The sequence below is a fragment of the Megamonas sp. Calf98-2 genome (genome assembly GCF_900110235.1).
Classification (GTDB): Bacteria; Bacillota; Negativicutes; order Selenomonadales; family Selenomonadaceae; genus Megamonas; species Megamonas funiformis.
This window is the reverse complement of sequence record NZ_FOCY01000008.1, coordinates 1-11,372: the sequence shown is the minus strand read 5'-3', so window position 1 is coordinate 11,372 and position 11,372 is coordinate 1. Positions and strand designations below refer to the sequence as shown.

General features: G+C 30.2%; 15 protein-coding genes. 2 read left to right on the top strand and 13 right to left on the bottom strand.

Annotated elements, in window-relative coordinates; all coding sequences use genetic code 11:
• Positions 1–330: 330 nt before the first annotated feature.
• The 13 genes from coaE to BMX03_RS03425 all read right to left on the bottom strand — a co-directional run bounded on the left by coaE (position 331) and on the right by BMX03_RS03425 (position 9,763).
• A complete protein-coding gene (coaE, locus tag BMX03_RS03475; RefSeq protein ID WP_075554722.1) occupies positions 331–924 on the bottom strand; it encodes a dephospho-CoA kinase in 594 nt (197 codons plus the stop codon).
• Positions 925–956: 32 nt separating this feature from the next.
• Positions 957–1,787, bottom strand: coding sequence for a DNA-formamidopyrimidine glycosylase (gene mutM, locus BMX03_RS03470; RefSeq protein ID WP_255361403.1), 831 nt, complete (start codon positions 1,785–1,787; stop codon positions 957–959).
• 42 nt (positions 1,788–1,829) lie between these two features.
• Positions 1,830–4,478: a DNA polymerase I gene (gene polA, locus BMX03_RS03465; protein WP_091693816.1), complete on the bottom strand. Its 2,649-nt coding sequence runs from the start codon at positions 4,476–4,478 to the stop codon at positions 1,830–1,832.
• A gap of 11 nt (positions 4,479–4,489) precedes the next feature.
• A complete protein-coding gene (locus BMX03_RS03460; protein WP_091693813.1) occupies positions 4,490–5,686 on the bottom strand; it encodes a L,D-transpeptidase in 1,197 nt (398 codons plus the stop codon).
• Positions 5,687–6,053: 367 nt separating this feature from the next.
• Positions 6,054–6,230: a hypothetical protein gene (locus tag BMX03_RS11095; RefSeq protein WP_177159347.1), complete on the bottom strand. Its 177-nt coding sequence runs from the start codon at positions 6,228–6,230 to the stop codon at positions 6,054–6,056.
• A gap of 127 nt (positions 6,231–6,357) precedes the next feature.
• Positions 6,358–6,546 carry a hypothetical protein gene (locus BMX03_RS03455; RefSeq protein ID WP_091693810.1) on the bottom strand — a complete coding sequence of 63 codons (189 nt, stop codon included), beginning with the start codon at positions 6,544–6,546 and terminating at the stop codon, positions 6,358–6,360.
• A 204-nt stretch (positions 6,547–6,750) separates the two neighbouring features.
• Positions 6,751–6,903: a hypothetical protein gene (locus BMX03_RS11090; protein WP_177159346.1), complete on the bottom strand. Its 153-nt coding sequence runs from the start codon at positions 6,901–6,903 to the stop codon at positions 6,751–6,753.
• A gap of 162 nt (positions 6,904–7,065) precedes the next feature.
• Positions 7,066–7,272 (bottom strand): hypothetical protein, encoded by a 207-nt coding sequence (locus tag BMX03_RS03450; protein ID WP_091693808.1) that lies wholly within the window; start codon positions 7,270–7,272, stop codon positions 7,066–7,068.
• A gap of 2 nt (positions 7,273–7,274) precedes the next feature.
• Positions 7,275–7,553 (bottom strand): prevent-host-death protein, encoded by a 279-nt coding sequence (locus BMX03_RS03445; protein ID WP_143052060.1) that lies wholly within the window; start codon positions 7,551–7,553, stop codon positions 7,275–7,277.
• A gap of 11 nt (positions 7,554–7,564) precedes the next feature.
• Entirely contained in the window at positions 7,565–8,128 is a 564-nt protein-coding gene (locus BMX03_RS03440; protein WP_091693805.1) for an N-acetylmuramoyl-L-alanine amidase family protein, read from the bottom strand.
• Complete coding sequence (locus BMX03_RS03435) at positions 8,128–8,493, bottom strand: phage holin family protein (RefSeq protein WP_177159345.1); 366 nt, start codon at positions 8,491–8,493, stop codon at positions 8,128–8,130. Before BMX03_RS03435 ends, BMX03_RS03440 begins: the two co-directional genes overlap by 1 nt.
• 201 nt (positions 8,494–8,694) lie before the next feature.
• Positions 8,695–9,168 (bottom strand): hypothetical protein, encoded by a 474-nt coding sequence (locus tag BMX03_RS03430; protein ID WP_091693800.1) that lies wholly within the window; start codon positions 9,166–9,168, stop codon positions 8,695–8,697.
• A 13-nt stretch (positions 9,169–9,181) separates the two neighbouring features.
• Entirely contained in the window at positions 9,182–9,763 is a 582-nt protein-coding gene (locus BMX03_RS03425) for a macro domain-containing protein (RefSeq protein WP_091693798.1), read from the bottom strand.
• A 58-nt stretch (positions 9,764–9,821) separates the two neighbouring features.
• Here BMX03_RS03425 and BMX03_RS03420 point away from each other — a divergent pair, with 58 nt between their 5' ends.
• On the top strand, positions 9,822–10,841 hold the full coding sequence (locus BMX03_RS03420; RefSeq protein WP_091693796.1) for a tyrosine-type recombinase/integrase: 1,020 nt from the start codon (positions 9,822–9,824) through the stop codon (positions 10,839–10,841).
• Positions 10,842–11,071: 230 nt separating this feature from the next.
• Entirely contained in the window at positions 11,072–11,362 is a 291-nt protein-coding gene (locus tag BMX03_RS03415; RefSeq protein ID WP_143052059.1) for a phage baseplate protein, read from the top strand.
• Positions 11,363–11,372: the final 10 nt, after the last annotated feature.

The window sequence follows — 11,372 nt, the reverse complement described above, 5'->3', positions numbered from 1 at the left end:
TACTTCCCTCAAGAGGAATAGTCGTTGAACGTTCTCCTTTTCGGAGCTTCGCTGCTGATTATCCATTTTTCAGCACTTAGGATTTAACCTTATACTATATATCTGATTTTTTCTGCTTTCGCCACATTCACGCTTAACTTTATTTCATGTTTACGTTGTAGTTCAAATATCTTTAGGAGTTTCCAGCAGTTCAAACAGTATAGGATAGCTCTTTGTCTATCTCTACGTACATATTTCTATATACGCTGACTATTTTGTTTGCCTAACTCATGATTTAAATCACAAGTGTGCGGTTCACAATAATCAAACTAGACATGAATTATCAACCCTTTATAATAATCTCTCATTCCATATTTTTTCTACTAATTGTAACGTAACTTCTGGAGCATTACTACTATCAATTACCACATCTGCACGTTTTGCTTTTTCTTCTAAAGACATCTGTGCATCTATTCTACTTATTGCTTCTTCTTTAGTTAAGCCATCACGATTTTGAATGCGCTCTATTTGCAACTGTCTGCTGATTTTTACAACCCAAACTTCATCTGCAAATTTATCCCAATTAGCTTCATATAAAAGAGGTATATCTAAGATTACTACTTCTATACCATTTTGTCTACACTCATCTATTTGTTTTACAATTTCATCTCTAATCAATGGGTGCATTGTTGTATTCATCCATGTTTTTTCTTTTTCATCAGTGAATACAATCTGTCCAATGAGTCTGCGATTTAAAGTATTATCTGCATTTAAAACTTTATCACCGAAATGATTTACATACGCTTGCCAAATTGATTTTTTAGGCTCAGATAATTGTCGAGCTATAGCATCACCATCAATGATAAAAGCTCCTTTTTGTTTTAAATAAGCACTAACCGTACTTTTTCCACAAGCTATACCACCAGTAAGACCTATGATTTTCATAAAAATCCTCCTTTCTAGCTTTTATTTAAAATTTATTTATCATCATTTAATTTTTGACAATTAGGGCAAAAATAAGTACCTCTACCATTTAATATAATTTTAGTTATTAAAGTATGGCAAAATCTACATTCTTTGCCTTTGCGATTATATACATATAATTTATCTTGATGACTTCCTTTTTCACCTAAACCATTGCGATAATCGCGAAAACTTGTGCCACCATCTCTTATGCCTTCATTTATAACCAAATTAATAGCTTGATGAAGTTTTTCTATTTCTTCATCACCTAAAGAATTTGCTTTGCGTTCTGGATGAATTTTACTAATGGCTAATGCTTCATCTACATATATATTGCCCAAACCTGCCACATTTTTTTGATTTAATAAAAATGGTTTTATTTTTGTTTTACTCTTATTTAAACAATCCTTTAAATACCCTATAGTAAATTCTGAAGATAATGGTTCTGCACCTAAAGTATATAGCCCTTTTAAGCGAGAAATTTCATCTGTAGTTATTAAATCCAAAGTCCCTAATCTGCGGATATCTGCATATATCAATTTAGTTTTATCTTCTAAATGATATATTACACAACTATATTTATCTATATCCTCATTTTCCTGTTTATATAATAGCTTTCCTGTCATTCGCAAATGAATGATATTAAATCTTTCATCATCTAAGGACATGATGATATATTTTCCTCTGCGTTTTAAAGATTTGATAATTCTATCTTGCAAAAGCTCTTTGTATTCATCACTACTAGGAGATTTTATTACATCACCTTTTATGATTTCTACATCTACGATTTTTTTATTTTCGATAAAATCTTTAATCCCTACGACAATATTTTCTACTTCTGGCATTTCAGGCACAAAACCACCACCTTTTTATAATTAATTTACTTTTTATTTTGCTTCTGCCCAGTTTTTACCATAATTAATATCAATGATAAGTGGCACTTTTAAACTAGCTGTATTTTGCATAGCTGTTGTCAAAATTTCTGATACTTTTTCTATTTCTTCTTTTACAACTTCTAACACTAATTCATCGTGTACTTGCAATAAAATTCTGCTTTTCAAATTAGCTTCTTTTATCGCTTCACTAGCTCTGTTCATCGCAATTTTTATGATATCAGCCGCTGTTCCTTGAATTGGTGTATTCATAGCCATGCGTTCTGCTAATGCACGCTGATTAAAATTACTGCTCTTAATCGCTGGCAAATAACGACGACGACCGAATAAAGTCGTAACAAAGCCATCTTGATGTGCTTTTTCTACAATTTCATGCATGAAATTCTTCACGCCACTACATTCTTGTAAATAATTATCTATATATTCCCCAGCTTCTTTTGGCGAAATATGCAGATTTTTTGCCAAACCAAAAGCACTTATACCATAGATAATACCGAAATTTACAGCCTTTGCCTTACCTCTAAGTTCTGAAGTAACTTCATCTATAGGCACTTTAAATACTTGAGCTGCTGTCGCTGTATGAATATCTTGATTATGACAAAAAGCATCTATAAAATGTTTATCCTCTGACATATGAGCCATTATTCTAAGCTCAATCTGGGAGTAGTCGGCAGATAAAATATAATCATAACCTTCGCCAGGCTCAAATAAACTGCGAATTTTTTTACCTTCCGCTGTGCGTACAGGAATATTTTGCAAATTCGGCTCAGAACTGCTGAGTCTTCCTGTTTCTGTTACAGTCTGATTGAAACTTGTATGAATTCTCTTAGTCTGTGGATTGATTAATACTTTCAAACCATCTAAATACGTAGTTTTTAATTTATTTAATATACGATAATCTAAAATCTTAGCGATAATAGGGTGAGCATATATTAAATTTTCTAGCACTTCCGCATTTGTAGAATATCCTGTCTTCGTCTTTTTCAAAGCTGGCAAGCCCAATTTATTGAATAAAATATCTCCTAATTGTTTCGGTGAATTAATATTAAATATTTCTCCAGCCAATTCATAAATATCTTGCTCTAAAGCTGTGATTTGTTTATACATCTGTTCATTCATATCATCGAGTTTTTGCTCATTAATATAAATACCTACAGTTTCCATATCACAAAGCATTTTAGCAAGTGGTAATTCTATCTGTTCATAGAGATTTACCATTTTTTCATCAGCTAATTTATCCGCCAAAATCTTACTCAAATCAGCTAAATGTCTTGCACCGCAAATTAATTTTTCTTCTTCATTGAGATTTTCCCATGGAATTTCTTCTTCAATATCTGCCATTTGCCACAATACATTCATTTCATAGCTTCGTTTAGCAGGTTCTAGAAGATATGCCATAAGCAAAGTATCATAAATCTTACCTTTTAAATCCAAATTCAAATGGTAAAGCATCTTTACATCATAAACAAATTTAGTGATTGTTTCATCTTGCAATACTTCACTGAGTTTATCTATATCTTCTTTTGCTCTTATGATACCAAGACTATCTTTGCAACAAATAGCCATCATATCAATGGATATATCCGGCACTTTCCCTTCAAATAAAACCATAAAGGAAACAGATTTTTCAGCTTTTATCTTTGATATTAAAGCATCAATTTTATCTTGTGTAAATTCCTCATAAACTGGCATAGTAGCTTCAAAATTCAAAGCTAATTCAGCATCATCATTTTGACTTACAACTTCTAATTTATCAGCTAAAACCTTTTTCATACGAGTCAAAACTGTTTTCAACTCATATTTTTGACAAAAATCATTTAATTTCTGTAAATTAGGAGTCAATTCAAACTCTTGTGGTTTAAAATCCACATCTACTTCACAGCATATAGTAGCCAATTTATAAGATAATCTCGCTAATTCTTGATTTTCCTGTAATTTTTCTTTTAGTTTTTTACCTGAAACATTATCTATATTATTCAAGAGATTTTCTAAATCTTGATATTGTGATAATAATTTCAAAGCTGTTTTTTCACCAATTCCTGGTACACCCGGAATATTATCTGAGCTATCACCCATCAACGCTTTTATATCAATTAATTTTATCGGTTTAAGACCTGCATATTTTTCTTTAAATGCTTCTTCATCAAAAATCTGCATATCCATGATACCGCGTTTAGTGAGCATAACTTTTAAATTAGGACGAATTAATTGCAAAGCATCTTTATCACCTGTTACAATCAAAGCTTCATAATCTTGACTAGCTGCTTTTGTTGCCAAAGTACCGATGATATCATCTGCTTCATAATTATCTTTTTCAATAAAAGCAATACCCAAAGCTTCCAAAAATTCACGTAGTAACGGTATCTGTGATTTTAATTCATCTGGAGTTTTTTCTCTTTGTCCCTTATACTCTGCATACATTTGTGTACGAAAAGTTTGACGACTTTTATCAAAAGCCACAACTATATTATCTGGCTTATATTCTGTTAGGATTTTTCCCAACATATTAGCAAAACCCATGATAGCATTTGTATATATACCACTTGAAGAAGTAAGTAATGGCAAAGCAAAAAACGCTCTATACATTAAACTACTACCATCTATAATAATAAATCTTTTCTTATTATCTTCTCCTCGTTCCACAATGACCTCCATTATTTTTTAACATCTGTATTTGCTTTTTCCTGTTTATTTTTCTTATCTGCTACAGTTTTTTTATCGGATTGTGTATTATTATCTTGTTCAAGATTTTTATTGTCGTTTTCCATTAAATTAATTTTTTCATCTGTTTGTTTTTTAGGTACAACAATTTCTTTATTTGTAGTATTAACAGGGATATCTACTACATTTTTATCAGCAGTAATTTTATTTAAAGCTATTTCTGTAACATTTTTATTTAAGCTATAATCATAATCAAAAATATTTGCTATATCTGTCAAACGCATATAAGCTACATTACTATAAAGACTGATATCAGATTTACCTTTTTGTGTTTTTACTAAATTATTATCCATAGTTATTGGCGTATTTAATGTAGTAGCCAAAGCTTTTACTGGTACATAAATTAAATTTTTATAATTAACTGCTTTATAATTAAGCTTTTTACCATTAAACATAATATTTACAGGTGCTGCTACATAATTTGGTTGACCATTGGATAATTCTATAGATTTAGCCACAGCTTCATCAGTTATAAAATCAGCTATACCATAACCTTTTAGACCTTGTTTTACAAAATCCACTGTTAAATTTTGCATATCATATCCATCTGGATAAATATAATAAGCTACTCTACCATCAAAAGTTTTATCAATAACTAGACGGTTGTACATAATTTGAACTTCTGTACCAACTTCAACTTTATCAAATACTTTTTCTACATCGGCTTCAACCATACGTACACAACCATTGGAAACATAATGACCTACAGAGTCTGGTCTATTTGTTCCATGTATACCATAATTGCCACCAATGCCAATCCAACGATAACCAAGTGGATTATCTTCACCGGAAGGAATAACTACGCTTACATCAGCAGGGTCTGTCCATGTAGGATTTACAATTTTTTCTACAACTTTATAAAAACCAACTGGAGTTTTAGTTTCTATTTTACCTACGCCAACAGGATACATCTCTATACATTTATCATTATCATATAAACGCAATGAACGTGCTGGTATATTTATCAAAATCCAACGTTTTACAGTATTTACATTATTATTTACCTGTATATCCGTTGCCTTATCAGCTCCACCAATCTTCTCTTGCGCTGTATTTTCAGCTTGTGCATATGCTACTGTATTAAATACAAACATCACGCCTAAAAGCAAAAATACGATAAATTTTTTCATTATGAATCACTATTCCTTTGCTCCAAAAAATTATATTATATCGTTTACATAATATCACATTTTATTCATAGTATCTATTATCTAGCTAAAAATACTACCATCTTTATCTACTTATAATCATTAGAAATTTTTATATAGACAAACCTTCTTTATAGTTTTATAATTGATAGTGCTATTCAGCAGAGTAGATATTTGTGCGTTAAATATGTTTAGTTTTCTCGTTATATTCACTGTGTTTATATGATATAATTTTATAAGTTTAGTTGTTCCGTTTTATTCAATTATCTTCACTATTTTTTAATAACTCTAACTAAAACGGCAACAAATAGGCAACAAAAGAGCAGTCATAGACTGCTCTTTCTTATCATTATTTTATATTCTCATAAAAATTATAGACTTTTTCAATTTCTTTTTTATCTTGCTCATCAAATAGCTGGTCTATAGATAGAATTTTATATTTCTCTAATTCCTTTAATACAAATGTATCTATTATAACCTTAAAACCTTTAAAGCCTTTTTTCTTATTCAATTTTCTTCTTATCATGGATAATCTCCTTCCAATATTGAAAGAGGTTATCCTCTATGGTACAATATTTCACAGAGGATAACCTCTGATTTTTTTTAAAGGCAGTCTGTAAAACTTTGGTCGGTAGTGCAGGCTGTCTTTTATTTTACATTTTATTATTTTTTATAAATTCTTCAGCTAATACTTTATTTTTCCTTACTATTTTCATAAACTCTTTTATAAGAATATATTCATCATCATAAGCTCTTATATTTCTTCCTGGTCGTGCTGTACTAACTTCTTTTGTTGTTCCTACTGGTCTTCCAGCACCTTCACGCTTTCCACCTCTACCCATATTTACCTCCTAAATCTAATAAACCAATATGAAATAATTACTCCCATGCTTACACCATTAAGCCAATTAATAAAATCTAAGTCTTTAAACTTCAAAATAAAATTAATTAAAACTATTATGGTAAATAATATCATTGTTTTCATACTTACTACATGATAGAATAATCGTAGTGGAGCGGATAACCGCTCCTTCTACGGCTCTGCTTTATCGTTTACGCTTGCGAGGCTTTCTACGATTTTGCGGGGCTTTTTTATTTGCTTTTCTTTTTAACCACCTACCTATCTTTATTAATGTTTCACCAATAACTATAAGATAAGTAGATACTTCAAGAAAATCTTTTACATCATTATCTATCATGTAAACACCTCCTTTCTATATTTTTATTATACTATATTTTGATTATTTTGTAAAGCAAATTTATCAATAAAAAATAAAAAAAGCCCCTATTACCTAGATTTTTTCTAAGCAATAGGGGCTTTTGGCAATAAAAGAAAATGTTATTTAATTATAACTCTTTTATTAAATTTTATCTATAATTTTATTTACTTCTGCGATACCTTTACCATTTAGCGTATCTATTATTCTAAGATAGGCTGTATTTCTGGCTACCACAGAAGTACTGGTAGTTGTAATTATTTGTTTTTGTAATTTGTCTTTAAGCTTTCGTTTTTCATCTTCAAGTTTGGACCTGATAAAAATTTTGGTTAGTTCTTTTAATATGTTCATGCTTATTCCTCTGTTGGTGCTAATTTATTAACTACTTTTTCTACAATCCAAAGACTACCATTTATGGCTACTGGTAAGAAAATAGTATCTCTAAATTTTACCCAGCCTTTTTCATCAACCGCACTATTTTTAAGCTCTGCAACAAAAGCTGTAGCTACTTCTTTAACTGCTGGCAATGCCGTATCTTTAATCCATTTTATAGCCATATCTTTTACTTCAGTCGTAATAAAATCCTTCATATTTTCTAAAACTTCATTTTTAATTTCATCAATAGTCATCATTTATACGCTCCTTATTTATTTAACAACATATAATCTGTAACGCCTCTAGCAATAGCACGTGCGATATCGTCCTTACGCTCAATTAATTTTTTAGCATCTTCCATATTACTGATAAAGGCTGTTTCTACTAATACAGCAGGCATAGTAGTATGTTTTAAAACTTTTAAAGAAGGATATTCTTTTATACCTCTATTAACCGTATTAATAGAACCAACAATTTGATTTTGAATACAAGTAGCTAATTTGTGGGCTTCTGTATTGAAACTAAATACTTCAACCTCTGTTCCTTTAGCTTCCGAATTATTAAAAGAATTACAATGAATACTGATAAATAAATCCGCTCCCCAATTATTAGCAAGGTCGCATACTGCTATAGGTCTATCATTATAATAATCTGTATCATTGCAAAGATTGTCAGATTGCAGGCTTTTTGTTTCAATACCTACATTATTAAGATACTTTTCAACTAATGCTCCAATTACATATGCAATATCACATTCTCTAATTCCTAAAACATCATTTTTTGCACCAGAGTCATAAACTTTATCATGTCCTGGATTAATAAAAACTTTCATTAAAATTTCTCCTTTTTAATTTCTGTAAATTGTGCTAATGTTGCTTTTAGTTTTTCTGGAATAGGTAATCCGCAGTTGGCGGAATTCTCTAATATAGATAATGCTTCTCTACCAATAAAAAAGAGCAATACAACGTCTTTAGCCATTGTTTGCCCTATCAAATCTATTCTGTATGTTGTTGCTATAACTAATAAAATAACAACTTTTTTCATGACACCAGTACCACATTTACTACTATCTAGCTTCATATTTGGATTTATATATGCAGCACTTATACCAGTTATATAATCTATAACCATTAGAATTAAAAGTGTTTCAAAACTATCAGACCATGGTCCAAATAAATGCTGCAATAAAACTCCCACAAAGGCAACACCTCCCCCAATATATACCTCTAGCCTTGTTGGAATTAAAGAACTAATAAAGTTTATAATTTGCTCATACATATCACCACCTACTTACTAGATTCTAATTCTGATATTAACTTTTCTTTTAAACAGTTGGGGCATTTTTCATTTGTACATTTGCCTTGTTCATCAAGCTTTTTAGCACAAATATTACATCTTTTAGTCATTTGCTTTTACCTCCTGAAGCTTATTATTTGTATCTTCAATAACAGAAGCATACTCTTTTTTTAATTCCGATTGTAATTCAGTATCATCTGTAAGTACTGCTACCAACATAGCGTCTTTTATATCCGCAATTTGTTCATCATTAACTGCCATAATTTCATTAATTTTCGCTAAAGCTTTTTCTTCTTCTGTTGGTTCTTTTGGTGGCACGTATTCACGTTCAGATTTTGCCTTAATATAGATATCAACATTATCAATATAACCTTCAAAATCAACATTAGGATATTCTTTAAATTCTTTGTTGACCACACAACATTCTTGGTAATTATCGTAGATAACTTCGTTTATATTATCTAAACTAAGCCCACTATCTAATTTGAAATTTTCTATAGTATCAGTATACTGTTTGTCATCATTAATAATTAGAATTTCATTTTTTTGGATTTGAAAAACTCTCATATTTGCCATTTATATCACGCTCCTAAATTATATTGCTATTTATAATATTTGTTTCTATTTCTATAGCAGTACGCCAGTTAATTTGTTTTGGTGGATTAAATACACTTTGATATGCTAAATACATTTGTTTAGCTGCTACATATACAGGAACTTTTCCTGTTGCTGTCCCTAATCCAGTACAAAGAACAGTTTTAATATCACCTTGTTTTTGTACCGCTAAAAGCATTGCTCGCATAGCATTATAAATTGTGTCATATTCTTTAATAATTCGTGGTATACGCATGGTGGGTGTATGTGCAAGATATGGGTGTTGTTTATTACCAGTTTCTACAATTAAGCAAGTTCCTACTGGTTGCTCACCTGCATATTCTGCTCTGATTTTATCCTGCACACGTTCCATTAACTCATACCCAAAATAATCAAGCAGAATACCATCAAAACCTCCATCCATAAAACCAAAACTATTTGCAGGACTTACTACACAATCATATTCAGATACATTTCTAAAATCATTACAAATAACTTTTACATTTGTTTCATCTTTAAAATATCGTTGCCATTCTTTACATAAGTTTGCATTACAATCACATAAAATTAAATTCATTATTTCACCTTCTTTATATGGTATACTCTCCTAAATTTTATTTTTAGGAGTGATTATTTTGAGAAAACCTAATGGATATGGAAGTATTAAAAAATTAAGCGGTAATCGGAGGCGACCTTTTGTTTTTGTTATCACCAAAGATGGTAAGCAAAAAGCTATGGGCTATTTTTGTTCGCAAGTCGAAGCAGAAATATATGCTGCCGATTTCAATAAGAAAAATAATAAAATTCTTCATGGACATGAAATAATCTTTTCAGAATTATTCTATAGATGGTTACCTTTTTATATAGACAAACACCAACCTAGTAAAAGCACTATAAACAGTTACCATAATTCGTACAAACATTGTTTGTCCTTGCATGAAATGCCATTAAAAAAAATTAAGTATTACCACTTACAGGACATTATAGATACAGTTAAAAGAAAAGGACTTTCCTACAGCACCTGTAAGAAAATCCGTTCTACTCTTAGTTTAATGTTCAAATATGCTTTAATGATGGAATACGTAGATAAAAATTATGTTATGCTTTTAAATTTAGGCAAGAATAAACAAAAACGACCACACAAACCATTTACACGCCAAAAAATAAATAAGTTATGCTCTAATTTAAATATTGAAGGTGTCGATACTGTGTTAATTTTAATTTATACAGGCATGAGGATAGGTGAATTATTAGAACTTACCAAAGATAATGTTTATCTACGACAAAAATATATTAAAATTACAAAATCCAAAACTAAATCTGGTCTGCGAATAATTCCCATACATGAAAAAATTTTTCCATTAATACAAATACGTATGCAAACACCTGGTAAATACCTTATTTGCCGACATGATGAAAAGCCTTATAACTACAGCATTTATTGCACTTTATGGGATAAGATAATGTTAGCACTTAATGCAAAATATACACCTCATGATTGTCGTCATACTTGTGCAACACTTATGGATAACGCAGAAGTAAATTATAATGCCAAACGTAAAATATTAGGTCATGCTTGCTCTGATGTTACAAATGGAGTTTATACACATAAAGATATTAGACAGCTCCGTAAAGCAATTAATAAAATAAAGTGATACTAATAAGATACGTATAAATTTAATTAAGCCTTAAATATAAGCATTATTTAGATTTTATTTGTGTTACTAATCGTTACTCATAAAAACATTAAAAATATCATATTTCTAAAATTTAAAAATCCTATAACTATGCACATTACTGCTGTTATAGGATTTCTTTTTTATTAAAAATTAGAGAAATATTTATTTTTAATATTATGTTTATAGCCTTTATTAAAAATTTACCTGTGGGAGAATTACCCTCTCATGGTCATAGTGCCAGTACAAACAATGTTAATCAAAATGGTAATATAGGTTGGTTACAAGCAGGAAAAGATTATGATTTTAGTGGAGTTTTTGCTACTAGCTATAAAAACCACGGTGCTAACGTTGGTAACGGTGAATCTACTGGGGTTTGGAATTGTATATTCGATAGTACGCATAGTCATAACGTAACAATCAATAATACAGGGAGTAACCAAAGTCATAATAATTTACAACCATACATCAGTGTTTATATTTGGAAACGTACAGCTTAGTAGCTGTGGG